The sequence below is a fragment of the Pseudomonas arabinosi genome, assembly GCF_047758675.1.
GTDB classification, from domain to species: Bacteria; Pseudomonadota; Gammaproteobacteria; order Pseudomonadales; family Pseudomonadaceae; genus Aquipseudomonas; species Aquipseudomonas arabinosi.
In genome coordinates, this window is the sequence record NZ_CP180480.1 from 6,277,313 (window position 1) to 6,304,124 (window position 26,812).

General features: G+C 59.1%; 23 protein-coding genes and 4 pseudogenes. 11 read left to right on the forward strand and 16 right to left on the reverse strand.

Translation table 11 applies throughout. The annotated features are described in order from the left end of the window. Positions 1–77 precede the first annotated feature (77 nt). The 6 genes from ACMXYJ_RS29225 to mreB all read right to left on the reverse strand — a co-directional run bounded on the left by ACMXYJ_RS29225 (position 78) and on the right by mreB (position 9,100). On the reverse strand, positions 78–3,881 hold the full coding sequence (locus ACMXYJ_RS29225; protein WP_415757937.1) for a YhdP family protein: 3,804 nt from the start codon (positions 3,879–3,881) through the stop codon (positions 78–80). Positions 3,882–3,956: 75 nt separating this feature from the next. Further along, positions 3,957–5,414 carry a ribonuclease G gene (gene rng / locus ACMXYJ_RS29230; RefSeq protein WP_415757938.1) on the reverse strand — a complete coding sequence of 486 codons (1,458 nt, stop codon included), beginning with the start codon at positions 5,412–5,414 and terminating at the stop codon, positions 3,957–3,959. A gap of 57 nt (positions 5,415–5,471) precedes the next feature. Beyond that, positions 5,472–6,068 carry a Maf family protein gene (locus ACMXYJ_RS29235; protein WP_415757939.1) on the reverse strand — a complete coding sequence of 199 codons (597 nt, stop codon included), beginning with the start codon at positions 6,066–6,068 and terminating at the stop codon, positions 5,472–5,474. 203 nt (positions 6,069–6,271) lie between these two features. Next, positions 6,272–6,763, reverse strand: coding sequence for a rod shape-determining protein MreD (mreD, locus tag ACMXYJ_RS29240; protein WP_415757940.1), 492 nt, complete (start codon positions 6,761–6,763; stop codon positions 6,272–6,274). Beyond that, complete coding sequence (gene mreC, locus ACMXYJ_RS29245) at positions 6,763–7,884, reverse strand: rod shape-determining protein MreC (RefSeq protein WP_415757941.1); 1,122 nt, start codon at positions 7,882–7,884, stop codon at positions 6,763–6,765. The genes mreD and mreC overlap by 1 nt, the downstream gene beginning before the upstream one ends. 178 nt (positions 7,885–8,062) lie before the next feature. Next, on the reverse strand, positions 8,063–9,100 hold the full coding sequence (gene mreB / locus ACMXYJ_RS29250; protein ID WP_002555108.1) for a rod shape-determining protein MreB: 1,038 nt from the start codon (positions 9,098–9,100) through the stop codon (positions 8,063–8,065). Between the two features lie 214 nt (positions 9,101–9,314). Here mreB and gatC point away from each other — a divergent pair, with 214 nt between their 5' ends. From gatC to ACMXYJ_RS29280, 6 genes are all read left to right on the forward strand, one after another. Next, a complete protein-coding gene (gatC, locus tag ACMXYJ_RS29255; RefSeq protein WP_008026876.1) occupies positions 9,315–9,602 on the forward strand; it encodes an Asp-tRNA(Asn)/Glu-tRNA(Gln) amidotransferase subunit GatC in 288 nt (95 codons plus the stop codon). Positions 9,603–9,618: 16 nt separating this feature from the next. Then, complete coding sequence (gene gatA, locus ACMXYJ_RS29260; protein ID WP_415757942.1) at positions 9,619–11,070, forward strand: Asp-tRNA(Asn)/Glu-tRNA(Gln) amidotransferase subunit GatA; 1,452 nt, start codon at positions 9,619–9,621, stop codon at positions 11,068–11,070. 10 nt (positions 11,071–11,080) lie between these two features. Further along, positions 11,081–12,526, forward strand: coding sequence for an Asp-tRNA(Asn)/Glu-tRNA(Gln) amidotransferase subunit GatB (gene gatB, locus ACMXYJ_RS29265; RefSeq protein WP_415757943.1), 1,446 nt, complete (start codon positions 11,081–11,083; stop codon positions 12,524–12,526). A gap of 149 nt (positions 12,527–12,675) precedes the next feature. After that, complete coding sequence (locus tag ACMXYJ_RS29270; RefSeq protein ID WP_415757944.1) at positions 12,676–13,050, forward strand: septal ring lytic transglycosylase RlpA family protein; 375 nt, start codon at positions 12,676–12,678, stop codon at positions 13,048–13,050. Between the two features lie 50 nt (positions 13,051–13,100). Continuing rightward, entirely contained in the window at positions 13,101–14,162 is a 1,062-nt protein-coding gene (locus ACMXYJ_RS29275; RefSeq protein ID WP_415757945.1) for a calcium/sodium antiporter, read from the forward strand. Further along, entirely contained in the window at positions 14,159–14,539 is a 381-nt protein-coding gene (locus tag ACMXYJ_RS29280) for a carboxymuconolactone decarboxylase family protein (protein ID WP_415757946.1), read from the forward strand. The genes ACMXYJ_RS29275 and ACMXYJ_RS29280 overlap by 4 nt, the downstream gene beginning before the upstream one ends. Positions 14,540–14,667: 128 nt before the next feature. On the opposite strand, the gene ACMXYJ_RS29285 is transcribed toward ACMXYJ_RS29280, so the two are convergent. From ACMXYJ_RS29285 to kdgD, 5 genes and pseudogenes are all read right to left on the reverse strand, one after another. Further along, on the reverse strand, positions 14,668–15,609 hold the full coding sequence (locus ACMXYJ_RS29285; protein ID WP_415757947.1) for an AEC family transporter: 942 nt from the start codon (positions 15,607–15,609) through the stop codon (positions 14,668–14,670). A gap of 186 nt (positions 15,610–15,795) precedes the next feature. Next, positions 15,796–17,349: a galactarate dehydratase gene (garD, locus tag ACMXYJ_RS29290; protein WP_415757948.1), complete on the reverse strand. Its 1,554-nt coding sequence runs from the start codon at positions 17,347–17,349 to the stop codon at positions 15,796–15,798. An 11-nt stretch (positions 17,350–17,360) separates the two neighbouring features. Continuing rightward, positions 17,361–18,758, reverse strand: a pseudogene (locus tag ACMXYJ_RS29295) (MFS transporter); the annotation flags it as partial. A 145-nt stretch (positions 18,759–18,903) separates the two neighbouring features. Then, on the reverse strand, positions 18,904–20,349 hold the full coding sequence (locus tag ACMXYJ_RS29300; RefSeq protein ID WP_415757949.1) for an aldehyde dehydrogenase family protein: 1,446 nt from the start codon (positions 20,347–20,349) through the stop codon (positions 18,904–18,906). A 73-nt stretch (positions 20,350–20,422) separates the two neighbouring features. Next, positions 20,423–21,334, reverse strand: coding sequence for a 5-dehydro-4-deoxyglucarate dehydratase (gene kdgD, locus ACMXYJ_RS29305; protein WP_046045831.1), 912 nt, complete (start codon positions 21,332–21,334; stop codon positions 20,423–20,425). 242 nt (positions 21,335–21,576) lie between these two features. Here kdgD and ACMXYJ_RS29310 point away from each other — a divergent pair, with 242 nt between their 5' ends. The 3 genes from ACMXYJ_RS29310 to ACMXYJ_RS29320 all read left to right on the forward strand — a co-directional run bounded on the left by ACMXYJ_RS29310 (position 21,577) and on the right by ACMXYJ_RS29320 (position 23,631). Beyond that, positions 21,577–22,893 (forward strand): phospholipase, encoded by a 1,317-nt coding sequence (locus ACMXYJ_RS29310; protein WP_415757950.1) that lies wholly within the window; start codon positions 21,577–21,579, stop codon positions 22,891–22,893. A gap of 14 nt (positions 22,894–22,907) precedes the next feature. Then, positions 22,908–23,099: a hypothetical protein gene (locus tag ACMXYJ_RS29315; protein WP_415757951.1), complete on the forward strand. Its 192-nt coding sequence runs from the start codon at positions 22,908–22,910 to the stop codon at positions 23,097–23,099. 154 nt (positions 23,100–23,253) lie between these two features. Further along, positions 23,254–23,631, forward strand: a complete 378-nt coding sequence (locus ACMXYJ_RS29320; RefSeq protein ID WP_415757952.1) for a hypothetical protein — start codon at positions 23,254–23,256, stop codon at positions 23,629–23,631. A gap of 4 nt (positions 23,632–23,635) precedes the next feature. Here ACMXYJ_RS29320 and ACMXYJ_RS29325 read toward each other — a convergent pair. The 3 genes and pseudogenes from ACMXYJ_RS29325 to ACMXYJ_RS29335 all read right to left on the reverse strand — a co-directional run. After that, a pseudogene (locus ACMXYJ_RS29325) lies at positions 23,636–23,824 on the reverse strand (FCD domain-containing protein); the annotation flags it as partial. A 227-nt stretch (positions 23,825–24,051) separates the two neighbouring features. Beyond that, a pseudogene (locus tag ACMXYJ_RS29330) lies at positions 24,052–24,481 on the reverse strand (transposase); the annotation flags it as partial. Then, positions 24,402–24,812: a hypothetical protein gene (locus tag ACMXYJ_RS29335; RefSeq protein WP_415757953.1), complete on the reverse strand. Its 411-nt coding sequence runs from the start codon at positions 24,810–24,812 to the stop codon at positions 24,402–24,404. The pseudogene ACMXYJ_RS29330 and the gene ACMXYJ_RS29335, both read right to left, overlap by 80 nt. Between ACMXYJ_RS29335 and ACMXYJ_RS29340 the strand changes: the two genes are divergently transcribed. Continuing rightward, a complete protein-coding gene (locus ACMXYJ_RS29340; protein WP_415757954.1) occupies positions 24,805–25,014 on the forward strand; it encodes a hypothetical protein in 210 nt (69 codons plus the stop codon). The genes ACMXYJ_RS29335 and ACMXYJ_RS29340 overlap by 8 nt on opposite strands. Positions 25,015–25,134: 120 nt before the next feature. Here the strand turns inward: ACMXYJ_RS29340 and ACMXYJ_RS29345 are convergent. After that, positions 25,135–25,293, reverse strand: a pseudogene (locus tag ACMXYJ_RS29345) (GntR family transcriptional regulator); the annotation flags it as partial. Positions 25,294–25,568: 275 nt separating this feature from the next. On the opposite strand from ACMXYJ_RS29345, the gene ACMXYJ_RS29350 reads away from it, so the two are divergent. Next, entirely contained in the window at positions 25,569–25,925 is a 357-nt protein-coding gene (locus ACMXYJ_RS29350) for a hypothetical protein (RefSeq protein WP_415757955.1), read from the forward strand. A gap of 47 nt (positions 25,926–25,972) precedes the next feature. Here ACMXYJ_RS29350 and ACMXYJ_RS29355 read toward each other — a convergent pair whose 3' ends face one another. Beyond that, positions 25,973–26,719, reverse strand: coding sequence for a FadR/GntR family transcriptional regulator (locus ACMXYJ_RS29355; RefSeq protein WP_008148921.1), 747 nt, complete (start codon positions 26,717–26,719; stop codon positions 25,973–25,975). Positions 26,720–26,812: the final 93 nt, after the last annotated feature.

The following is a 26,812-nucleotide window of genomic DNA, read 5'->3' on the forward strand; positions in this document are numbered from 1 at the left end:
ATCTGGAATCAACACATAAAGGGGACTTACGGTCATGCTACTCCATCGGCCCGAGACGTGGCTTTTCAAAAAGAAAGTCAAAAAGGCTTGTCGAAGGTGATTTTCGGCTCTTTCCACGGTCCCTTGACGGTGTATTGGACGCTGGCGAAACGCGCCACGCGGTCACCGATCAGCTTATCGATCAGGAACAGCGCGCCACCGATAGCCGGTGCACCGACGATCAGCGCGGCAATCGGCAGGTTGTTGGTTACAGGCAACGTCACCAGCAACTTGGCATCGACCTTATCGCCCACCAGGTCCAGCGTCCCGTTGAGTTCGATATTGCTCGACGGACCGGTCAGCCGGATCGGCTCACGCGTCACATATACGCCGTTGGTCCCGACCAGCAGGCCTTTGACCCGGTCGTAACTCAAGCCTTTGCCGAACAGGTCGGAGAAGTCCAGACGCAGCCGGCGGCCGATGGAGTTGAAGTTCAGCAAGCCAAACACTCGCAATGCCTGGGCGCTGCCCTCAACTTCAACAAATTGGCCTTTATTCAGCGAAGCATCGAGGGTGCCAGAGAAGCGCTTGGTGGCCAGCCAGGCCGGCGAACCGGGCCATCGACCGTCGACATCCATATGAAAATCTTCACTGGTGACACTCGGCGCGAAACCCCAGCCCTTCAGCACATCGGCGAGATTCTTGCCGCTGATCCGGCCCTTGTACCAACTGCTGCTGGAACCGGGCACACCTTCCCAACCGCCGCTGCCCTGCAAGAGGATGCCCTTGAGGCCCAGGTCCAGCGTATTAAACGCAACGCCCTTGGCGGTCGGACGGACCTTCAGATACCAGGCCCCGACGAGGTCCTTGCCCTGGAACAGCTGATTGATGGTGATATCCAGTGCCGGGATCTTCGTGGGATCCACCGAGGCCAGCGGATCCGGCGAGTTTTCGTCGGCCAGGACCGTCGGGTCTGGCGCCGGCAAACGCACGTATTGCAGATTGATCGCAATCGGCGCGGCTTTCGCATCGGGAATGCTGGCACTGCCCTTGACCTGCTGACTGTCGAGCTGCAAGGCCCATGCGGCAGGTTTGCGGTTCAACTGTATGGAAGCCTGATCGAGCGTAGTGCCGACACCGCTGAGCTTGCCAATCTTGAAATCCGCACCGCTGAGCAACTGTTTGGCGTTGCCGCCCGGATCCTGGCCGGCGTACTTGTCTACCAGGTCCTTCCAGGGGCGGACATCCAGTTCCGACAGCACACCGCGCACCCGTAGGCCTTTGGCGCCGGGTAGCACGGCATTACCGCCACCCAGGAACAACTCGCCACGACCGTCGGCAAAATTGCCGGGCGGTGCCGCAAACGTGAAGTTAGCCAGCTCTCCGTAATTGACCCAGTAGCGCCGCTCGGCCCCCTGCAGGGTCATGCGGAACGTGGTGTCGCGGCCGACGTCGGCCGCCATGCCGAACGGCGCCGGTAAATCAATTGCTACGCCTTTGAGGTTGGAGCTGACCATCAATTGACTGTCGGCCCCATCAAGGTTCAGTTGCAGCTGATAAGGGATCACACCGGACGCTGGCAACGGCTGAGTCACACTCAGCCAGTCAGTCAGTTTCTTGACCTCGACCTGGCCCGAGGCGGTAACGCGAGTCTTGAGGTTGCCGGGGCTGCCATCGGCGAAAATCTGTGCGGTAACCGGTTTATCGAAGGCGCGCGCGCTGATGTTTTGCCCGCTCAAACCCTTGGTGCTGTCGAAACGGAAATCACCCTTGAGCTGAGTCAGCTCCAGGGTTGGCTCGGCCAGCTTCAAACGGGCCTTGGCGGTCTTGAAGTCGACGAGGATCTTCGGCTGCTCGCCTTTGACCAGCGGAATATCCAGTTTCAGTTTGCCTTGCAGATCGCCTTCGCCTTCCCAACCGGCAAAGGTCGCTGCGGTGCCGATCGGCGCTTCCTGGAGAATTTTCAGGCCATCGCCCAACCCGCCAGCGAATCCACCGTCGAGGAACAGATGGACGTTTTGCCCCGCTGGCACATGAGGAATATTGACGTAAATGTCGCTGACCTGGGTATTGAGCAACTGCCCCTTGCTGGCCAGGATCCGCACACCGCTGTCTTCAACAAACACGTCACCCGTGACGTTGCTGACATGTGGCCAGCCTGGCTGGAAGGCCAGTTCGGCATCGTGAACCTTGAAGAACAGGCTGATGCTGCGGGCCGTCTCGGCGGCACCGTGATTCAGCGAGCCCTGGTACTGGAAGAAGCCTTCGTCCACCGCACCCTTGATAATCGCCGTACGCAGCCATTCGTCCAGCCCCGGACTGAGCATTGTCGGCAAGTACTTGGCGGTGTAACGACCATCACCGTCCACCAGACCGACCCGCAGGTCCATGTAGTCTTCCTGGGTGTGGTCGAAATGCAGGCGGATCAGGAAGTCGCCAGCAATCTTGCCCTCCTCGCCCAGCACTTTCAGGTACGGCGCGATCAAGGTGAAGGCTTCTTTATCGAGTTTCCAGGTCAGTCGGGCGTTGGCCTGAATGTACTGCCATGGCTTGGCGAAGATCGGGTCCAGGTGCAGGGAAAAATCCTTGCTGTCCATGCGCAGCTCGCCACCGCCCAGATCTCCGCTGATGCTGCCACTGACATTTCGCGCCGCCGGAGCGCCGTGATAGGCATCGAAGCCGACCCGATCCAGGTTGGCGGCAAAGCTGAATTTGCTGTCGTCGGTAGCATTGGGCCGGAAGTCGATCAGCACGTTGCGCAGGCCGCCGGTCACTTTGAGTCGCTCGACGGCCGTAGCAACGCCTTCGGGCAGCGGCCCCAAGGCATTCAGAATCGGGGTGATCGGGGTGAGGTCGAGACGGTCGGCTTGCAGATGCCAAAGCTCTTCAGTCTTGTCGGTCGCCGCGTTTTGTTTGAGTTGCAGATGCGATTCCCAACGGGTCTCGCCAAGGTTCATGGCCAGCGAATCCAGGGTCACCAGCACGCCTTCGGAGCTGCGCTGGAAATAGCCGTTGAGCGCCAGATTGTTGATCTGGATCGGCTTGCGCTCGGCGTATGCGCCCTTGAGTTGCGCCGCGTTCAAGCGAATCGCAGCACTTTGCAGGGCGCCCTTGTTCCAGTTCACCCAAAGCTCGCCGCCGGCCTTGAACTCGGAAAAATTCCATTGTTGGGTCAGGCGCTCAGGCAACCATTTCGACCAGTCGCTTTGCGGCAGGCTCAAATACGCGTCGGCCTCGCCGTCTTTCCATTCGCTGGCGCGCAGACGGGTACGCAGACTGATGGCCACCGGTTGTCCGTCGGGCAGGGTCAAACGGGCATCGAGTCGCTGGCGGGAGACGCCGGTTTTCAGATTCAGTCCGACGTAAGTCAGGGTCAGCGGTTGCTCTTGCAGTGGCTGCAAAGTGACCTGGCTATCGAGTACCGACAGTTGCTGAACCATCTGCATGCGATTGAGCAATTGCTCAGGATCCAGCGGCTGATCCTGCTGCACCGGCAAACCTTCCAGCGCCCAATGGCCGTCCTCGCCTTCCTTGAGGCTGATCTTCAGGCCGCTGAGTTCCAGGTGAGCGATGCGCACTTCGCGAGCCATCAGACTGGCCCAAAGATCCGGCACCGCACGCACCTGATCCAGACGCAGGGCATTGGCGTCCTCGCCGATCATCACGTCGTGAGCCAGCATAATCGGAGCGAAGCCGCTCCAGTTACCTTCCAGTTCGCCGATGTTCAGCGGCATGCCCAAGGCAGCGCTGGCTTTGGCTTCGACTTCGGCACGGTATTCGGCCACCAGCGGGGTCAGCTCTCGGCCGAGGCTGACGTACAACGCCAACAACACCAACACCAACGCACACAGCCCCAGACCCCAGCGGGTCAGTGCGGCCAAAATGCGTGTCAGACGTTCCATGTCAGTTGGCTCCCATGGCAAAAATGCTGCAAAAAGCTGAGGCCAGCCGTTCTAACAGGGTTGAAATACAGCGATTCAGAGCAGCACCACGTCGTATTGTTCCTGGGAATACATGGTTTCCACCTGGAACCGGATGGTGCGTCCGATAAAACCTTCGAGCTCGGCGACATTGCCCGATTCTTCATCGAGCAAACGGTCGACCACTTTCTGGTTTGCCAATACACGATAGCCTTCCGCCTGATAGGCGCGAGCTTCTCGGAGGATTTCGCGGAAAATCTCGTAGCAAACGGTTTCCGGCGTCTTGAGCTTGCCGCGGCCCTGACAGCTGCCGCACGGTTCACACAGTACTTGTTCAAGGCTTTCGCGGGTGCGCTTGCGAGTCATCTGCACCAGGCCCAACTCGGTGATGCCGATGATGTTGGTCTTGGCGTGATCGCGTTCCAGCTGCTTCTCGAGCGTGCGCAGCACCTGACGCTGGTGCTCTTCATCTTCCATGTCGATGAAGTCGATGATGATGATCCCGCCCAGATTGCGCAGGCGCAGCTGGCGAGCAATGGCGGTCGCGGCTTCGAGGTTGGTCTTGAAAATGGTTTCTTCGAGGTTGCGATGACCGACGAACGCCCCGGTGTTGACGTCGATGGTGCTCATGGCTTCCGCCGGATCGACCACCAGGTAACCGCCGGATTTCAGCGGGACTTTGCGCTCCAGTGCTTTCTGGATTTCATCTTCGACGCCGTACAGGTCGAAGATCGGCCGCTCACCCGGGTAATGCTCAAGACGATCGGCGATTTCCGGCATCAACTCGGCGACGAACTGCGTGGTTTTCTGGAAGGTTTCCCGGGAGTCGATCCGGATCTTCTCGATCTTCGGGCTCACCAGGTCACGCAAGGTGCGCAGCGCCAGGCCGAGGTCTTCGTAGATCACACTCGGCGCGCTGATGGTTTTGATCTGCTCGTTGATCTGATCCCAGAGACGACGCAGGTAGCGAATGTCCATGAGGATTTCATCGGCACCGGCACCTTCGGCAGCGGTACGCAGGATGAAGCCACCGGCCTCTTGAATGCCTTCTTTGGCCACACAATCGGTGACCACTTGTTTGAGTCGTTCGCGCTCGGCTTCGTCTTCGATCTTCAACGAAATGCCAACGTGCGCCGTGCGCGGCATGTACACCAGATAACGCGATGGAATCGACAACTGAGTCGTCAGGCGTGCGCCTTTGGAGCCGATCGGGTCCTTGGTGACTTGCACCACCAGGCTCTGACCCTCGTGAACCAGAGCGCTGATGCTCTCGACCGCCGGGCCTTCGCGCAGGGAGATTTCCGAGGCGTGAATGAACGCGGCGCGGTCCAGTCCGATGTCGACGAATGCCGCCTGCATGCCGGGCAATACCCGCACGACCTTGCCTTTATAGATGTTGCCGACGATCCCGCGCTTTTGCGTGCGCTCGACGTGGACCTCTTGCAGAACACCGTTTTCAACCACCGCCACGCGCGATTCCATCGGCGTGATGTTGATCAGGATCTCTTCACTCATGGCAGGGTCTCGTTCAGGCATGTTCACGATAATGGCCGCATCTTGTCAGTACGACGCTCAACGCGCGTTAAGGGTTTGCCAACAGGGTATGCCGAAATGGCCCAGCAGCTCAGCGGTTTCGCACAGCGGTAACCCGACCACCGCCGAGTAACTGCCATTGAGCCCGGCGACAAACACCGCGCCGAGTCCTTGAATGCCGTAGCCGCCGGCCTTGTCTTGCGGCTCGCCGCTGGCCCAGTAAGCCATCGCTTCATCGCGATTGATGTTGCGAAAACGCACCAGACTGCGCACCACCCGAGACTCGCAACGCTCGCCCTCTCGCACCGCAATCGCCGTCAGGACTTCATGTTCGCACCCGGACAACATCATAAGCATGGCGCACGCCTGGGCTTCATCAACCGGCTTGCCAAGAATTTTTCCGTCCAGCACCACGGCGGTGTCGGCGCCCAGCACGCAAAAATCTGCGTCGGACACGACAGTCCCACGCCCGGCCTCGGCTTTGCCGCACGCCAGGCGCTCGACATAAGCCGTCGGGGATTCATTGTCTAAAGGGGTTTCATCGATGTCCGCGCTGATGGCGGAGAACGGCACGCCGATCTGCGCGAGCAGTTCACGTCGACGCGGCGAGCCTGAGGCGAGGTACAGCTGTTTCATCAAGACATCTCCCTTGTTTAGTGCCCCGCCTCACAAATACTGTTCCTTTTTGGCGGCGTCTGTTGTTGCCATACTGCGTTGCCGCTCCTCGCCATAGCCAGCTATGACTTGTCGCGGCGCCTTGCCTGGCAACAACAGCCACTCGCCAAAAAAGAAACGTATTTGCGAGACAGGGCACCGGTGCGGGCAAATGCCTGACCGAATTAATTGATTTTGTAGCGTCGACGCAAACCGCGCAAACCGTAGCTGACCCATGGCCAGAGCAATGCACTGACCAGTGCAGGCAAGACCAGCGCCAGCGTCGGCTGACGATTGCCGGTCAGGGCGCTGAGCCATAGTTGAACAAGCTGCGCGAGGCCGAAGATCACCAGGATCACCAGGCTCTGTTGCCACATCGGGAACATGCGCAGGCGTTGTTGCAGCGCCAGCACCAGGTATGTGATCAGCGTCAGGATCAACGCGTTCTGGCCCAGCAGCGTGCCATAAAGCACGTCTTCGGCCAGGCCGAGGCACCACGCGGTGGTCATCCCGACTTTCTGCGGCATGGCTAACGCCCAGAATGCCAGCAGCAAGGCCAGCCACAGTGGACGGAGGATTTCCATGAATTGCGGCAGCGGCGAAACGCTGAGCAGCATGCCTATGGCGAACGTCAGCCAGACCATCCAGCCGTTTCGGGAGGCAGTAGCACCAACCATTATTCTCGTCCCCCAGTGGTGGCCGGCGCAGAGACAGGCGGTTTGGCAGCAGGCTTCACGGCAGCGGGTGGCGTGGCCGGCGGTTTAGCGGCCGCAGGTTGCGTCGCGGGCGGCTTGCTGGCGGCAGGTTTCGCAGCAGCAGGATGAGTTGCCGCAGGTTTGGGCGGGGTTGTAGCAGCAGGGGCAGTCGGCGGCGCAACCGGCGTCACGGGCGCAGCAACAGCAGCCGGGACGATGGCAGGTTTCGGCACGGTCGCTGGAATGATCGGTCCACCACCGTGCTGGTCCAAAGCTTCTTGAGCCTGGGCAGCCTCGTTGGCGCGCTCTTCGGCTGTGCGGCCGTCGGTGAATACCAGCAACAGGTAGCGGCTGCGGTTCAGAGCGGCGGTCGGCACGGCACGCACAATAGCGAACGGTTGACCGGAATCGTGAATCACTTCCTTGACCGTCGCCACCGGGTAACCCGCCGGGAACCGCTGCCCCAGACCGGAACTGACCAGCAGATCGCCTTCTTTAATATCGGCGGTATCGGCCACATGTCGCAGTTCCAGGCGTTCCGGGTTACCGGTGCCGCTGGCAATCGCCCGCAGACCGTTGCGGTTCACCTGCACCGGAATGCTGTGAGTGGTGTCGGTCAGCAACAGCACGCGAGAGGTGTACGGCATCAACTCGACCACCTGGCCCATCAGGCCGCGGGCATCGAGCACCGGCTGACCGAGGACCACACCGTCACGCTCACCTTTATTGATGATGATGCGGTGGGTGAAGGGGTTGGGGTCCATGCCGATCAACTCGGCCACTTCGACCTTTTCGTTGACCAGCGCAGAGGAATTGAGCAACTCGCGCAGCCGAACGTTCTGCTCAGTGAGGGCGGCAAGCTTTTGCATGCGCCCCTGCAACAGCAGGTTTTCGGTTTTGAGTTTTTCGTTTTCGGCGACGAGCTCGGTACGGCTGCCAAATTGGCTGGCCACACCCTGCCATAGCCGCTGTGGCAGGTCGGTGATCCAGTAAGACTGCATCAGCACCAGCGACATTTGGCTACGCACTGGCTTGAACAGTGTGAAGCGGGCATCGACCACCATCAGCGCGACCGATAGCACGACCAGCACCAACAAGCGCACGCCCAGTGAAGGCCCTTTGGTGAAAAGCGGTTTAATAAGCCGCTCCTCCCAGGCAAATGTTCTCTTTATTCATACGGCATCAAACCGGCCTGGATGCAGACTGACAGAAGATAAACGCCAACAGGCAGCACTGCAAAGTGCTGCCTGCGCGCCAACAGCATAGATGCGTCGGGCGAGATCACTCGCTCGACAGCAGGTCCATGGTGTGTTTATCCATCATTTCCAATGCACGGCCACCGCCGCGAGCAACACAGGTCAGCGGGTCTTCGGCAACAATTACCGGCAGACCGGTTTCCTGGGCCAGCAACTTGTCGAGGTCACGCAGCAAGGCGCCACCACCGGTCAGCACCAGACCACGCTCAGCGATATCGGAAGCCAGTTCCGGAGGCGATTGCTCCAGCGCACTTTTCACAGCCTGAACGATGGTGGCCAGGGACTCTTGCAGAGCTTCCAGCACTTCATTGGAGTTCAGGGTGAATGCGCGTGGAACGCCTTCGGCCAGGTTACGGCCACGAACGTCGACTTCACGAACTTCGCCGCCCGGGTAGGCAGTACCGATTTCCTGCTTGATGCGCTCGGCAGTGGATTCGCCGATCAGGCTGCCGTAGTTGCGACGCACGTAAGTGATGATCGCTTCGTCGAAGCGGTCGCCGCCAACCCGTACGGATTCGGCATAAACCACACCGTTCAGGGAGATCAGCGCGATTTCAGTGGTACCGCCACCGATATCGACAACCATCGAGCCGCGAGCTTCTTCAACCGGCAAGCCGGCACCGATCGCAGCAGCCATTGGCTCTTCGATCAGGAACACTTCACGGGCACCGGCACCGAGGGCCGACTCACGGATGGCACGACGCTCAACCTGGGTGGATTTGCACGGAACGCAGATCAACACACGAGGGCTAGGCTGCAGGAAGCTGTTTTCGTGAACCTTGTTGATAAAGTACTGCAGCATCTTTTCGCAAACGCTGAAGTCGGCGATCACGCCATCCTTCATCGGACGAATGGCAGCAATGTTGCCCGGCGTACGGCCGAGCATGCGCTTGGCCTCGGTGCCGACAGCAACGACACTTTTCTGGTTACCGTGTGTCCGAATAGCCACAACCGAGGGCTCATTCAGGACGATACCGCGCTCGCGCACGTAAATAAGGGTGTTGGCAGTGCCCAGGTCAATGGAAAGATCGCTGGAAAACATGCCACGCAGTTTCTTGAACATGGGGAAAGGACCCTAGGCAACGCGTGGGTAAAAAAGTGCGGCAAACTCTAACAACGACAGGGATTTTGGGCAAGGCGCCAATATGTTAAATTGGCCGCTTTTCTGTGCACCAACCCCCACAATCGCGGCCTTATGACCGTAGAAATGCGGTAGTGTTCCGACAATCTAACACACGGATAGCATCCGTTCTGTTTTCCTTCCACTGGAGAATCCCATGACGCTTGAACGCTCCGACGTGGAAAAAATCGCTCATCTGGCCTGTCTTGGCCTTAATGATGCCGATCTTCCACACATCACTTCGGCCCTGAACAGCATTCTGGGGCTGGTCGACGAAATGCAGGCGGTCAATACCGACGGTATCGAGCCGCTCGCCCATCCACTGGAAGCCAGCCAGCGCCTGCGTGCAGACGTCGTGACCGAGACCAATCATCGCGAGGCCTATCAGTCCATCGCACCAGCGGTCGAAAACGGCCTGTACCTGGTTCCGAAAGTCATCGACTAAAGGGAAAGAGCCTGCAATGCATCAATTGACTCTGGCCGAGATCGCCCGCGGTCTCGCCGATAAAAAGTTTTCTTCCGAAGAGCTGACCAAAACCCTGCTGGCGCGTATCGCCCTGCTCGACCCTCAGCTCAACAGTTTCATCAGCCTCACCGAAGACCTGGCGCTCCAGCAGGCGAAAGCCGCTGACGCACGCCGGGCCAATGGTGAGAGCGGCGCCCTGCTCGGCGCGCCGATCGCCCACAAAGACCTGTTCTGCACCCAGGGCATTCGCACCAGTTGCGGCTCGAAGATGCTCGACAACTTTAAAGCACCGTACGACGCCACCGTGGTCGCCAAGCTGGCCGCCGCGGGTGCCGTGACCCTGGGCAAGACCAACATGGACGAATTCGCCATGGGTTCGGCCAACGAGTCGAGCTACTACGGCGCAGTGAAAAACCCGTGGAACCTGGAACACGTGCCCGGCGGTTCGTCCGGTGGTTCGGCCGCGGCCGTTGCCGCTCGCCTGTTACCGGCCGCCACTGCGACCGACACCGGCGGCTCGATCCGCCAACCGGCCGCGTTCACCAACCTGACCGGTCTGAAACCGACGTACGGTCGCGTTTCGCGCTGGGGCATGATCGCCTACGCCTCCAGCCTCGATCAGGGCGGCCCTCTGGCCCGCACCGCCGAAGACTGCGCGATCCTGCTGCAAGGCATGGCCGGTTTCGACCCGCAGGACTCCACCAGCATCGACGAGCCCGTGCCTGATTACAGCGCCGGCCTCAACGGTTCGCTGCAAGGCCTGCGTATCGGCGTTCCTAAAGAGTATTTCAGCGCCGGTCTCGACCCACGCATTGCCGAGCTGATCCACAACAGCGTCAAGGAGCTGGAAAAGCTCGGTGCCGTGGTCAAGGAAATCAGCCTGCCGAACATGCAACACGCGATCCCTGCGTACTACGTGATCGCCCCGGCAGAAGCCTCTTCCAACCTGTCGCGTTTCGACGGCGTGCGTTTCGGCCATCGCTGCGCAGATCCAAAGAACCTCGAAGACCTGTACAAGCGTTCCCGTGGCGAAGGCTTCGGCCCGGAAGTGCAGCGCCGGATCATGGTCGGTGCCTACGCGCTGTCGGCCGGCTACTACGACGCCTACTATCTGAAGGCGCAGAAGATTCGCCGCCTGGTGAAGAACGACTTCATGGCAGCCTTCAATGAAGTCGACATCATCCTCGGCCCAACCACGCCGAACCCGGCCTGGAAGCTTGGCGCCAAGAGCAGCGACCCGGTTGCTGCGTACCTGGAAGACGTCTACACCATCACCGCCAACCTCGCCGGTCTGCCGGGCTTGTCCATGCCTGCCGGTTTTGTCGATGGTCTGCCGGTCGGCGTGCAGTTGCTCGCCCCGTATTTCCAGGAAGGCCGTTTGCTCAACGTTGCGCACCAGTATCAGTTGAACACTGACTGGCACACCCGCACCCCAACCGGCTTCTGAGGAGAAACACATGCAATGGGAAGTCGTGATCGGGCTGGAGATTCACACCCAGCTCACCACCCGGTCGAAAATTTTTTCCGGTAGCTCCACCACTTTCGGTTCCGAGCCGAACACCCAGGCCAGCCTGGTTGACCTCGGTATGCCCGGCGTATTGCCGGTGCTGAACCAGGAAGCGGTGCGCATGGCGGTGATGTTCGGTCTGGCGATTGATGCCGAGATCGGCCAGCACAACGTGTTCGCCCGTAAAAACTATTTCTACCCGGACCTGCCCAAGGGCTACCAGATCAGCCAGATGGAATTGCCGATCGTTGGCAAAGGCCACCTGGACATCGCGCTGGAAGACGGCACGGTCAAGCGCGTCGGCATCACCCGCGCGCACCTGGAAGAAGACGCCGGTAAAAGCCTGCACGAAGAATTCAGCGGTGCCACCGGCATCGACCTGAACCGTGCCGGCACGCCGCTGCTGGAAATCGTGTCCGAGCCGGACATGCGCAGCGCCAAGGAAGCCGTGGCTTACGTCAAGGCTGTCCACGCGCTGGTCCGTTACCTCGGCATCTGCGACGGCAACATGGCCGAAGGCTCGCTGCGTTGTGACTGCAACGTGTCGATCCGTCCAAAAGGCCAGGTTGAATTCGGCACACGCTGCGAGATCAAGAACGTCAACTCGTTCCGCTTCATCGAGAAGGCGATCAACACCGAAGTGCAGCGTCAGATCGAACTGATCGAAGACGGCGGCAGGGTGATCCAGCAAACCCGTCTGTACGATCCGAACAAGGACGAAACCCGTCCGATGCGCAGCAAAGAGGAAGCCAACGACTACCGTTACTTCCCCGATCCAGACCTGCTGCCAGTCGTCATCGAGAACTCGTTCCTCGACGACGTGCGCGCCACCCTGCCGGAATTGCCACCGCAGAAACGCGAGCGCTTTCAGGCGCAGTTCGGTCTGTCGGTCTACGACGCCAGCGTCCTGGCCACCAGCCGCGAGCAAGCCGATTACTTCGAGAAAGTCGTGAGCATCGGCGGCGACGCCAAGCTGGCGGCCAACTGGGTGATGGTTGAACTGGGCAGCCTGTTGAACAAACAGGGCCTGGACATCGACCAGTCGCCGGTCTCGGCCGAGCAACTGGGCGGCATGCTGCTGCGCATCACCGACAACACCATCTCCGGCAAAATCGCCAAGGTAGTGTTTGAGGCCATGGCCAACGGCGAAGGCAGCGCGGACGAGATCATCGACAAGCGCGGCTTGAAGCAAGTGACCGACACGGGCGCAATCTCGGCAGTGTTGGACGAAATGCTCGCGGCCAATGCCGAACAGGTTGAACAATACCGCGCGGCAGACGAAGCCAAACGCAGCAAGATGTTCGGCTTCTTCGTCGGCCAGGCCATGAAAGCCTCCAAAGGCAAGGCCAATCCGCAACAGGTTAACGAACTGCTGAAAAGCAAGCTCGAAGGCTGATTGCAATGGAGCCAGTTTTAAAGCCTGGCTCCATTCCCTGTGGGAGCGAGCCTGCTCGCGATGACGGCGGCACATCCATCATTGATGTGACTGACAGTCCGCCATCGCGAGCAGGCTCGCTCCCACATTTGTTTCGGGAACACTTTTTTATGAAACGTCTGCTCAGTACCTGCGCCCTGCTCTCTCTGCTGGCCGGTTGTGCCAGTACGGATACCATCGATCCACACGGCTACGACAAGACCGGCGTTGCCTCGTATTACGGCGCCAAACACCAAGGTAAACGCACCGCCAGTGGCGAGCGTTTCAACAAGAATTCCCTGACCGCCGCCCATCGTCAGTTGCCCTTCGGCACGCGGGTGAAGGTCACTAATCTGAACAACGACAAGTCCTGTGTGGTTCGCATCAACGATCGCGGGCCGCACACCCGTGGGCGTCTGATCGATGTTTCACACGAAGCGGCCGAACAACTGGGTATGCTCAGAAGCGGCACCGCGAAGGTTCGCGTGCAAGCCCTCGACGACTGATAGACGGAGCGCTGACCATTTTCGGACTTGCCGACATACCCCTGATCAGCGTGATTGAATTGCTCAGCGGCCTGCTGTTGCTGATCGCCGGTGCCGAGCTGATGGTGCGCGCAGCCGTGCGTCTCGCCGCGCGCCTGCATGTACGACCGCTGATTATCGGCCTGACCATCGTCGCCCTCGGCAGCAGCGCACCGCAGATGGCGGTCAGCCTGCAAGCGACCCTGGCGCAGAACGCCGACATCGCCGTCGGCAGCGTGATCGGCAGTAGCATCTTCAACATCCTCGTCACCCTCGGGCTCTCGGCGCTGATCATCCCGCTGCGGGTTTCACGGCAACTGGTGCGCCTGGACATTCCGCTGATGATCGGCGCCAGCCTGCTGGTGTTCGTATTGGCATGGAACGAAGAACTGACCCGCGCCGATGGCGTGATGCTGCTGGCGGCACTGGCGTTGTATTTGGGCCTGCTGCTGCGCCAGTCACGACACTCGGTCCGTCCACAATCGACCACCCACGAAGTCCCGCAAGCGCCATGGATCAGCAGCCTGCTGATGATCGTCGCGGGATTGGCGATGCTGGTCTACGCCGGGCACTTGCTGCTGGGCGCAGCGGTTTCGGTCGCGACCGATCTGGGGTTGTCGGAGCGAATCATTGGCCTGACCATCGTCGCCGTCAGCACCTCCCTGCCGGAACTGGCCACCTCGTTGATCGCCGCGTTGCGCGGTCAGCGCGACATCGCCGTGGGCAACGTGATCGGCAGCAACCTGTTCAATCTCTTGGGCGTGCTGGGCTTCACCGCGTTGATCGCGCCGTCGCCGCTGTCGGTATCGCCCAACGCACTGGATTTTGACTTGCCGGTGATGCTCGGCGTCGCGGTGCTGTGCCTGCCGGTGTTCTATTCCGGTTACCGGGTGACTCGCGCCGAAGGTCTGATGTTTTTGGGTTTGTATCTGGCTTACGGTCTGCACGTGGTGTCGTTCACCACCGGCATGCCGCTGGCCGGCAAGCTTGAACACCTGATGCTGTTTTTTGTCCTGCCGGCGCTGATGGCGTTTTTGCTGTTCACGTCGCTGCGCGCCTGGCGTCGCCAACACCACAAGAGTGAATTGCCATGACCGATGATAGAAAGCCTGGGGTTGAAGTACGCCGCCAAGTGATGGGCGACGCCTTCGTCGACCGCGCGCTGGGCAATGCCACCGAGTTCACGCAACCGCTGCAGGATTTCGTCAACGAACACGCCTGGGGCGGCGTCTGGAACCGCGAAGGCCTGCCATTGAAAACCCGCAGCCTGATCACCCTCGCCGCGCTGACCGCGTTGAAGTGCCCGCAGGAATTGAAAGGTCACGTGCGCGGTGCGCTGAACAATGGCTGCACCGTGGAAGAGATTCGTGAAGCGCTGCTGCATTGCGCGGTGTATGCCGGTGTTCCAGCGGCAATCGATGCGTTTCGGGCGGCGCAGGAAGTGATCGATAGCTACCAGAAGCCGGAGTAAGTCGCCGACATTTCTGGTGGCTGTTCGGCCGTCTTCGCGAGCAAGCCCGCTCCCACATTTGGAATGCATTCCCCTGTGGGAGCGGGCTTGCTCGCGAATGGATCTAAAAAACACCACAAATCCTGAAGCTAAATCCACCCGCCCCACTGCAACAGAAAGATCCCGATGTTGGTGGTGACCGCCGCCATCAACGTGGTGATCACGATGATCGCCGCCGCCAGTTCATGATTGCCATTGGCCTGACGGGCCATGACAAAACTGGCCGCGGCGGTCGGGCTGCCGAAGTACAGGAACAGAATCCCCAACTCCGCACCACGAAAGCCCCAGAGCCACGCACCCAGCGTCGCCAGAATCGGCAGGCCGATCATCTTCACCAGGCTTGAGCTCAGCGCCATGTTGCCGCTTTTGCGCAGTGCCGCCAGCGACAGCGTGCCCCCAATGCAGATCAACGCCAATGGCAAGGTGGTTTGCGCCAGGTATTGGCCGGACTTCTCAAGCCATCCCGGCAAGCCGATCTGGAAGTAGGCAAACGGCGCCGCCGCAAACACGCTGATGATCAACGGATTGACCATCACGCTTTTGCAGATGCTCCAGGGGTCGGACTTGATCACCGGGCTGTACACCGCCAACACAATGGTCGAGAGCGTGTTGTAAAACAGGATCACCAACGCCGCGAGAATCGCCCCGAGGGAAATCCCGTAGTCGCCGTACATGCTCGCTGCCAGTGCGAGGCCGATGACCCCGTTATTGCCGCGAAAGGCGCCCTGGGTGTAAATCCCCCGGTCTTCCCGCGGGCACTTCCAGATCGCCCAGCCCCAGGCGATGGCGAAACAGACCAGGGTGGCGAGCGAGAAGTAGATCAGCAGCGCCGGTTGCAACGCGGCGTGCAGGTCGGCATGCAGGATGCCCAGAAACAGCAACGCCGGCATGGTGACGTTAAACACCAGTGCCGACGCAGTGTGGATGAAGTTGTCGTTGATCCAGTCGATGCGCTTGAGCAGCACACCCAGAAACAGCATGGCAAACACCGGCGCGGTGATGTTCAGGGTTTCGAGGAAGATAGCCAGCATGCCGGGGATAACCTTGGGTGAGCGTCGTTAGGGGGCTAATGATAAGCCAGCAAGTCCCTCGGCGTCTGTTAGGCCGCTATCGCGAGCAAGCTCGCTCCCACAGTGATCTTCAGAGTTCACACAATTTGTGCAACAAAGAAGGTCTCCTGTGGGAGCGAGCTTGCTCGCGATGCAGGCGACTCGGTCTTAAGTGATGGGCGCCGGGTTGAATAAGGTGATGTCGTTATGCAGCTTGTGCTTCTCGGCCCACGTCTGCTTCTTGCCGCTAGCCACGTCCAGGTAATAGTGAAACAACTCCCAACCAAGGTCTTCAATCGAGGCCCGCCCGGTCGCAATCCGCCCCGCATCGATGTCGATCAAGTCCGGCCAGCGCTGCGCCAGCTCGGTCCGGGTCGACACCTTCACCACCGGCGCCATCGCCAAACCATACGGCGTGCCACGCCCGGTAGTGAACACATGCAGGTTCATCCCCGCGGCCAATTGCAACGTCCCGCAGACAAAGTCACTGGCCGGGGTCGCACAGAAGATCAGCCCTTTGCGCTTGAAGCGCTCGCCAGGACCCAACACCCCGTTGATCGCGCTGCTGCCGGATTTGACGATCGAGCCCAGGGACTTCTCGACAATGTTCGACAACCCGCCCTTCTTGTTGCCCGGCGTGGTATTGGCGCTGCGATCCGCTTCGCCCTTGGCCAGGTAACGGTCGTACCAATCCATTTCCCGCACCAGTTCCTGAGCGACTTCCTCAGTTTCCGCACGCGAAGTCAGCAGGTAAATCGCATCGCGCACTTCGGTGACTTCGGAAAACATCACCGTCGCACCCGCGCGCAATAACAGGTCCGAGGCATAGCCCAACGCCGGGTTGGCGGTGATCCCGGAAAACGCATCGCTGCCGCCGCACTGCATACCGAGAATCAGCTCGGACGCCGGCACGGTTTCCCGGCGACGTTGATCGAGCTTCTTCAAACGGGTTTCGGCCAGCGCCATGATCTGCTCGATCATTTCGGTGAAACCGTGACTGGAATCCTGCAAGCGGTACAACCACGGATCGCTCAAATCCACCGAGCTATCGTTCTCGTGCATCACCTGCCCGGCCTGCAATTTCTCGCAGCCCAGGCTGATCACCAAGGCTTCGCCCCCCAGGTTCGGGTTGCGCGCCAGGTTGCGCACGGTACGGATCGGGATATACGCGTCAGTCGCGGTAATCGCCACGCCACAGCCGTAACTGTGGGTCAGCGCGACCACGTCATCGACGTGCGGATACTGGGGCAGCAACTCGTCCTTGATGCGCTTGACCGCATGGTCCAGCACGCCGGTGACGCACTGAACCGTCGTGGTAATCCCCAGAATATTGCGCGTGCCGACGGTGCCGTCTGCGTTGCGATAACCCTCGAACGTGAAGCCTTCCAGCGGTGCCTGCGCGGCCGGCACTTCAGTGGACAGCGGCAAGCTGTCCAGCGGTGGCGCGGTGGGCATGCGCAGTTGATCTTCCTTGACCCAGCTGCCGCGCGGAATCGGCTGCAACGCGTAGCCGATGGTCTGCCCGTAACGGATCACCTGGCCACCCACGGGAATGTCTTCGAGGGTGACCTTGTGGCTCTGTGGCACGAAGTCCACGGTGACCAGGCCGTCCGGAAACTCGGTGCCGGCCGGCACGCCTTGGTCATTGACCACGATCACTACGTTGTCCCGCTCGTGCAGGCGGATGTAGCGCGGCGAGTCGGAATGTTCAATCAACTGCATGACGCCGCTCCTCAGGAATGCGCTTGAGACAATTTGTTATGGGTTTCAGGACCGCTGACTGGCGGCTCCTTGAGTACCACACGCTTGATCGGACCGACGATTACCAGGTAGCTGAACACCGCGACCAAGGCGTTGCAACCGACAAACACCAGCGCCCATTTGAACGAACCGGTGGAGCTGATGATGTAGCCGATGACAATCGGGGTGGTGATCGAAGCGATGTTGCCGAAGGTGTTGAACAAGCCACCGCTGAGACCGGCGATCTGTTTTGGCGAGGTGTCAGACACCACGGCCCAACCCAGCGCACCCACGCCTTTGCCGAAGAATGCCAGGGCCATGAAGCCGACGACCATCCATTCAACGTCCACGTAGTTGCAGGCCACGATGCTGCTGGAAACCAGCAAACCGGCAATGATCGGCGCCTTCCGGGCGAAGGTCAGGGAATGGCCTTTGCGCAGCAGGTAGTCGGAAATCACGCCGCCGAGCACGCCACCGATGAAGCCGCAGATCGCCGGCAACGAGGCGATGAAACCGGCCTTGAGGATGGTCATGCCGCGTTCTTGCACCAGGTACACCGGGAACCAGGTCAGGAAGAAGTAGGTGATGCCGTTGATGCAGTACTGGCCCAGGTACACGCCAAGCATCATGCGGTTGGTCAGCAACTGGCGGATGTAGTCCCACTTCGGACCGTCGACCTTTTTGCCTTTGCCTTTGTCCTGGTCCATGTCGACCATGCCGCCGTTGTCGGCGATGTGCTTGAACTCGGCGTCATTGATCATCGGGTGCTGACGCGGGCTGTGGATAACTTTCAGCCAGATCCCCGAGAAGATGATGCCGATCACGCCCATGACGATAAACACGTGCTGCCAGCCGAAGCTGTAAACGATCCAGCCCATCAGCGGCGCAAACAACACGGTAGCGAAGTATTGCGCCGAGTTGAAAATCGCAGACGCCGTACCGCGTTCAGCGGTCGGAAACCAGGCCGCCACAATGCGTGCGTTGCCGGGGAAGGATGGCGCTTCGGCCAGGCCCACCAAAAAGCGCAGCATGAACAGCGCAACCACCGCCGTGGACATGCCGAACTCACCGACATAGCCCTGCAACACGGTGAACAACGACCAGGTGAAGATGCTGAGCGCGTAGATTTTTTTCGAGCCGAAACGGTCCAGCAACCAGCCACCGGGAATTTGCCCGGCCACGTAGGCCCAACCAAATGCGGAGAAGATATAACCGAGGGTGACCGCGTCGATGCCGAGGTCTTTTTGCAGGCTGGAGCCCGCGATGGCGATGGTAGCCCGGTCGGCGTAGTTGATCGTGGTCACCAGAAAAAGCATGAGCAAAATCAAATAGCGGACGTGGGTCGGCTTGGTCGCTTGCATGTAGATGTACTCCCACTGATTATTTTTATGCGCGGGTGAATCTTTGGTTTCCCCCTGTAGGAGCTGTCGAGTGAAACGAGGCTGCGATCTTTGCTTTTAAAGATCAAAAGATCGCAGCCTCGTTTCACTCGACAGCTCCTACAGGGAGTGCGGTATCCGGGGATACCGCGATGTGTCAGGAGCCGATGTAGCTAGTCTTCACGACCGTGTAAAACTCTTGCGCGTAGCGACCTTGCTCGCGAGATCCATAGGATGAACCTTTACGCCCACCGAATGGAACGTGGTAATCCACGCCCGCCGTCGGCAGGTTGACCATTACCATCCCGGCCTGGGAGTGGCGTTTGAAGTGGTTGGCGTACTTCAACGACGTGGTGGCGATGCCCGCCGACAGACCGAACTCGGTGTCGTTGGCCATGGCCAGCGCAGCCTCGTAATCTGCGACGCGAACCACGTTGGCCACCGGGCCGAAGATCTCTTCACGGCTGATGCGCATCGCGGCTTCGCTGTCGGCAAACAGGGTTGGCGCGAGGTAGTAACCTTCGGTCTCGCAAGTCACCAGACCGCCGCCGCTGACCAGACGTGCACCTTCGGACTGGCCGATGTCGATGTACTTCATGTCCTGTTCAAGCTGCGCTTGCGAGACCACCGGACCGATGTCGGTGCCGGTTTTCAACGCGTGACCGACCTTGATCGACTTCATGCGCTCAGCCACGGCTTCGACGAACTTGTCGTGAATCCCGGCAGTGACGATGAAGCGGCTCGAGGCGGTGCAACGTTGGCCGGTGGAGTAGAACGCGCTCTGTACCGACAGCTCGACCGCTTGCTTGAGGTCGGCGTCGTCGAGAATGATCTGCGGGTTCTTGCCACCCATTTCCAACTGAACCTTGGCCTGGCGCGACACGCAGTTGACTGCGATCTGACGACCGACACCCACGGAACCGGTGAAGCTGATGCCGTCGACTTTCGGGCTCTGAACCAGCGCATCGCCAACCACACGACCGCTGCCCATCACCAGGTTGAACACGCCGGCGGGGAAGCCTGCGCGGGAGATGATTTCGGCCAGCGCCCAGGCGCAACCCGGCACCAGATCGGCCGGCTTCAACACGACGCAGTTGCCGTAGGCCAGGGCCGGGGCGATTTTCCACGCGGGGATTGCGATCGGGAAGTTCCATGGTGTGATCAGACCGACCACGCCCAGCGCTTCGCGAGTCACTTCGACGTTCACACCCGGACGTACCGACGGCAGATAATCGCCGGACAGACGCAGGCATTCACCGGCGAAGAACTTGAAGATGTTACCGGCGCGAGTCACTTCGCCGATGGCTTCAGGCAGGGTCTTGCCCTCTTCGCGAGCCAGCAAGGTGCCGAGCTCTTCGCGACGAGCGAGGATTTCAGTGCCGACTTTATCCAGTGAATCGTGACGAGCCTGGATGCCCGACGTGGACCAGGCCGGGAATGCGGCGCGAGCGGCGTCGATGGCGGCGTGAACCTGAGCCAGATCAGCCTTGGCGTACTCGCCGATGGTGTCGGTCAGTTCGGACGGGTTGATGTTGGTGGAGTAATCGCTACCCGCCACCCATTCACCGTTGATGTAGTTATTAAAACGCTTTGCATTTGCCACGGGCTTTCCCCTAAAAAGAAGTCCTCACACAAAAGGCCGCTGAATACTCAGCGGCCTTGTTTAATCGGATGTGTTACTGCGCACCTTGCTTGTCGATCAGCGCGGCGAGCATTTCGTACTCTTCGCCCGTCAGATCGGTCAGCGGCGCACGCACAGGACCTGCGTCATAGCCGACAATTTTTGCCCCGGCCTTGACGATGCTCACCGCGTAGCCGGCTTTGCGGTTACGGATGTCCAGGTATGGCAGGAAGAAGTCGTCGATGATCTTGCCGACGGTGGCGTGATCTTCGCGGGCAATTGCGTGGTAGAAATCCATCGCGGTTTTCGGGATGAAGTTGAACACCGCCGAGGAGTAAACCGGTACGCCCAGTGCCTTGTAGGCCGCGGCGTAGACTTCGGCGGTCGGCAAACCGCCCAGGTAGCTGAAGCGATCACCGAGGCGGCGACGGATCGACACCATCAACTCGATATCACCCAGGCCATCCTTGTAGCCGATCAGGTTCGGGCAACGCTCGGCCAGACGTTCCAGCAGCGGCGCAGTCAGGCGGCAGACGTTGCGGTTGTAAACCACCACGCCGATTTTTACCGATTTGCACACGGCTTCAACGTGGGCGGCAACGCCGTCCTGGCTGGCTTCGGTCAGGTAGTGCGGCAGCAGCAACAGACCTTTGGCGCCCAGACGCTCGGCTTCCTGTGCGTATTCGATGGCTTGGCGAGTGGAACCGCCAACGCCGGCCAGAATCGGCACGCTGGTTTCGCAGGTGTCGACGGCAGTCTTGATGATTTCCGAATATTCGCTGGCCGCCAGAGAGAAGAACTCACCAGTGCCGCCCGCGGCGAACAATGCCGAGGCGCCGTATGGGGCCAGCCATTCGAGACGTTTGATGTAGCCCGCGCGATGGAAGTCGCCCTGAGCATTGAAATCGGTAACCGGGAAAGACAGCAGACCGGAAGAGAGGATGGACTTCAGTTCTTGTGGATTCATTATTCGAACACCCTGGGTAGCGACGTATGTGTGTGTGTGAGGAAACCGTTCAGCCTTCGCCGAAGTTGTAGGTCATCGTACAACTTAAATAATAACCGTCAACTGCATTTCATCGCCATCCGCAGAATTTGAGTCGGAAAAGTATTTTCTTGACGTAGGAAATTTCTCATCTATGATCCAGGTAGCTGTATATACATACAGTTATTTTTTGATCGTACCGACGACATATCAAGGAGATAGAAATGTCAGGTCTACACGCACAACCGAAGGAAAAACCGAAACAGGTCATTGCCGAACTGGATGATCTTTTTACCGAGCATGGCATCCCTCTGATGGGGAATAACCAACACGTGATCTTGCAGATTGCTGATCATCACAACGCTACGACTGCCCTTCCCACGCCTCTGCCAACAGCCTCCGAAAAAGCCCTGAAAGGCAAGCCACAGTTGAGGTTCGAGGGTGGTGAACACACCGCCATCGGCGACAGCACCCTGCTGCGTTTCGTCAAGGACGCACCCGCCATCCCGGCTTCACAAGTGGAGCTGCATTTGCCCAATGGGCTGGCACTGACCTATGGCCAGGTCATTGCGCTGGGGGGTGACTTCTATGGAATTCCCGATCAACCGATCAGCGAGGGCGCGACAGGCGCCGACCGAATCCAGCGGTTTACCAATGCCTTCAACTCGCTGGCCGTGCTGCCTGCTGCTAACGCTGAGGCCAAGCTGATCCTCGGCGTGATGCAAAAGGAAATCGCCGCGATCAAGCAGGCGATCAAGGACGGTAAGCAACCTCACGAGGCGTATGACGCCCTCGGTGATACGTTGTCGGAAGAGTGGAACAAGATCACCGGCGGCGGCAGTGTCGTCTCGGCGCTGTTTCCATTTGGCCGCTACCTGAAACTGGCCGCCAACAATGCCGATCACTTCGCCGAATGGGCGCTGCTGGCCTATATCGCCGGGCACACCGCGGCGCTGCAACAGGCGGTGATTGCCCATAACAGCGGCAACGACTCGGCGCTGGAACTGGCTTACGCGATGAACGCTTTCGCCGATCACTACCTGACCGATCTGTTTTCCGCCGGCCACCTGCGCGTGCCGCGCAAACAGTTGGCAGCGGTGGTGACACCGAGCGATCTGGGCTCGCTGATCACCCGCTTCATGCACGATGAAGACAGCAAGTTCGGGCTCAATGTGCGCAATGGCGACGGCGCTCAATGGCACGCCTATGGCGACAAGCGCTATTTCGACGCTATCGACAGCGCCAATCGCGCCCAGGTCAATCAAGCAGTTCAAGTGTCCGCGGATGAAATATTCGCCGCGTACCTCAGTGGCATCGCTCCGTCGCCCGGTAGTTTTGCAGCGCTGAAAAAGCTGCCGGACCTGCAAGCGGTACTGAGCCCGACGGGCAATTTTTCGCCACTGTTCAAGGTCGAGGGCACCAAGGTGCTGCGGCGCAAAGACGTGAATAACCTGAACGATACCGCCACCGTCGATGACTGGTGGGGGTGGAGCACCTACCTGCTGCTCAAGGATTACCAACCCACTGGCAACGTCGCCTGACAAGGAGATCAAACATGACCATCAAATTGAAACTGGAACTGGCGTCGGGCGAATCGATCAAGGGAGCGCCGCTGGAATTACTGGCTGATGGCGTGCCCGTCGCCCGGGCCGTCGCCGACGAGAATGGCAACGCCAGGTTCGACGCCAAAACCGGGAGCAGGGAGCTTCGCGTGAGGGTGGATCGCTCGATCCTGATAAACGGTTAAATCCGTGACGTCCGGCACGCCCTGGGTGGGTGTGTCGGCGCTCAGCGCTGGAAATACTTGCTCATGATCATTTTCAGCGCGCGCTGCAAAACGCTCGTACCGTGGAAACCCGCCGTGAATGAATCACGGCTCATCTCGCACGGAGCGCGAACCCATGATGATTTTTTCCCCGCCAATTCTTCCGCAGTTCTCCAGCCAGCCCCCGGAAAAGACGCTCGTAAAACTATCGAGTCTGGGCGATACCTTGAAGGTTCTCGTTCCCGATTCGGACGACTTCCCGGAGAACTGGTACGTTTACCCGATCCTCGGAGGCAATCCGCAAACTCCCGACTGGGAAGGGCTCGAAGAGCCTACCGGTGACTGGGATTACGCCATCGATGACGCGTTCAAACTCAAGGGAATCGAGCTGCACATTCCTAAAGCGGTATTGGAGAAGTACTCGGACACCGCTGTTGAGTTACGCTACAAATTCTCCGATGAGTCCAGTCTGGAGCCGTATTCGGAGTGCGTAAAACTGTACATCGAAGCTTGACCCTTCAGCGCTGCGCCTCAGCCTCTTCATGCGCATGGCGCAGTCGTTCGCGGCTGTTCGTCAAATGCAAACGCATGGCCGCACGCGCCGCATCGGAATCCTGACGCGCAATCGCATCGTAAATCTCTTCGCGCTCACGGCTCAGACGATTCATGTAGTGCTGTTGGTCGTCATGGGCGAGGCGCGCGGAGTTTGATCATTCCCACGCTCTGCGTCACTAGTGTCCGGTAAAACCTTTTCAAAGCTGAAGGCTGCCTTGGGCAGCCTTCAGCTTTGTTCGCTTTTGCCTTCGGTGTTCAAGGTGTTCGATGCTCAATGGGCGTTCGAACAAGCTGTGGGTTAGCCGAATGGCAAAATTTGAAATAGCCCCAGAGCAACCTGGACGGCACTGATAAAGATGCAGCAAAAGAAAGGTAATCAAGGCGCTGTATATCTGCAAACGAACGGCATTTTCAGAGAAGCCGAAATACCGTTTGAGCTTGAGGTTTTGCTTGATCCACTTGAAAAACAGCTCGATCTACCAACGTTGTTTGTACAGATCGGCGATCTCCTCCACTGAGCGCGTTTGGTGGTCCTCTCGGCGGATCTGAACCCGGCGCACAGCCCGATTTTGGTAGTGATTCGGACGTCGAGCGTTCAGGTACTTCTTACCGAACAATACCGATTCATCCGCCTCAATGAATTCCGGTGCATCCTTGACCCTCAAATTTTCTACCGGCTTTAGATTGGCGTTTTTCTTCAGTCGTGTGACGAAGAAAGAACCCATCTGATCAATCTGGTGCCACCAGTTGTAGTCGCAGTAACCCTTGTCGAAAACGTACGTTTTTCGTCGCAGTGGTCCATTCGTCAAAACCGGGTCCGCGCAGGCTGATCGAGGTTGAATCGATCAGGGTGATCATGGCTTCGAGCGACTTGCGCTGCTTGCGGCCAATGCCCTGAAGCAAGTACTCGCAGGCCAGCCGAAACGGCTCTGAGCTGCGTTTGTTCAACGCATCACAAAGGGTTGAACGCACCATGTTCTTGGCGTTGAGGTGGTGACGATGGAGTTGCAGCGACTGTGAAGCTGTCGCCAACGTGCGCAAGCTTTTGGCGTGTGTGAGCTGGCCAAAAATCAACGTGACGAGCAGATCCCAGGACGTGAATTGCACCTCATTAAGTAAGCAGGAGTAGAGCGTGAACATTACCTATACGTTGAAGTATCCCATCGGCAAACGTCAGAACTTCATGTTCGACGGCATTATTTATGCGACGGACGTACTGCAATTCGAAGGTCTCGATGAGCAGTACATCGTAACCAAAAGAACGCTGACCATCCCTTTCGAAATCGATCAACCGATCGAACGCGTCACACTTGAAACCGAGCTTTATAAACCTAAGCCTTAACCCCGCTGCGCCTCAACCTCTTCATGCGCATAGCGCAACCGTTCACGGCTGCTCGTCAGGTGCAACGCATCACCGCATGCGCAGCATCGGAATCCTGGAGGGCAATCACGTCGTGAATCTCTTCGTTTCAACCTGGTCTGCCGCCTGCAAACGGGAAATCGCTTCGCGCACCACGGTGCGGCTAACGCCATGGGCATCCATGATCGCTGACTCGGCGGGCAACTTCTCGTCACGTTTGAGGTAACCGTCGCGGATCTGCTCGAACAGCAACGTCACCAGTTCCTAAGCGAGACTGCGGCGTGTTTTCCATGGTGAACGTCTTTCTCAAAGTTGCGACTGAAACCGCATCATGCTCAACACGGTTGTACGATCACCAGCCAGCAATTAACTCAGCCATTTCACCCGCCACTCGTCGGCACTGTCATTTATGACAGTAGCCGAACGACTGTCGCTGCGGCCTAAATAGTTCCGGGGTTAACAAACCGGCTCCGTCAGCGCCCATTTAAATTCGCGCTTTTCAATACGGTTTGATCCATCGTTAAAAGGATTTGATCATGTCGACACAATCAAGCGGATTGCCCGCACCAGCACTTAAAGAAGTTGAAAATGGTGTGCTGTACCTAGAAAAATTAACTGGCGATGCACACGCCATCGTGCCCCGGTATTCGTCTCCCGGCGGCGGCGATTTCATTACGCTCAAGGTTGATAGCGCCACCGGAAATATCTGGAGCAAAGCCCACCAGGTCCAACCAGGCGACCCCGACCAACCCTACGAATTCTCTATTCCGAAAGCGACCTTTGAAAAGGTGCTCGCATCTGGCGCTAACGCCCAATTGCACTACGTTCTGCAACGTTTTCGAGAGGACCGTATTCAACAATCACAGGTACTTTCAGTACTTGTAAAAAAATGACAGAGGGTCAATGAGGCAGCCAGTTGGCGTCTGGTCGACTCAAACCTTCAGCGCTGCGCCTCAGCCTCTTCATGGGCATGGCGCAACCGCTCGCGGCTATTGGTCAAATGCAACCGCATCGCCGCCCGCGCCGCATCCGAATCCTGACGAGCAATCGCGTCGTAAATCTCTTCGTGCTCTCGGCTCAGGCGATTCATGTAGTGCTGTTGGTCGTCATGGGCAAGGCGCGCGGAATTGAGGCGCGTACGCGGAATGATGCTGGTGCCCAGGTGGGTCATGATGTCGGTGAAATAGCGGTTGCCCGTCGCCAGGGCGATTTGCAGGTGGAACTGGAAGTCGGACGCCACGGCATCGCTGGCATGGGAAACACTTTCATTCAATGCATCCAGCGCTGCTCGCATCAATGCCAGCTGCTCGGGGCTGCGGCGTTGCGCGGCGAGGCCGGCGGACTCCACTTCGAGGCTGATGCGCAATTCCAGAATCGCCAGCACGTCACGCAGCGTGACCACGGTCGCCGGGTCGATACGGAAACCGCTCGGGCTCGGGGTGTCGAGCACGAAGGTGCCGATGCCGTGGCGGGTTTCAACCTGCCCCGCCGCCTGCAAACGGGAAATCGCTTCGCGCACCACGGTGCGGCTGACGCCATGGGCATCCATGATCGCCGACTCGGTGGGCAACTTGTCGCCACGCTTGAGGTGACCGTCGCGGATCTGCTCGGACAGCACCGTCACCAGTTCCTGAGCGAGGCTGCGGCGCTTGCGAGGGAGGCGTGGTGCGTCGATCGGGTTTTCCATGGTGAACGTCTTTCTCGAAAGTTGCGGCTGAAACCGCATCATAGCTCAACGCGGTTGTACGATCACCACACCCCGTAGGCGCGACAAAATCCA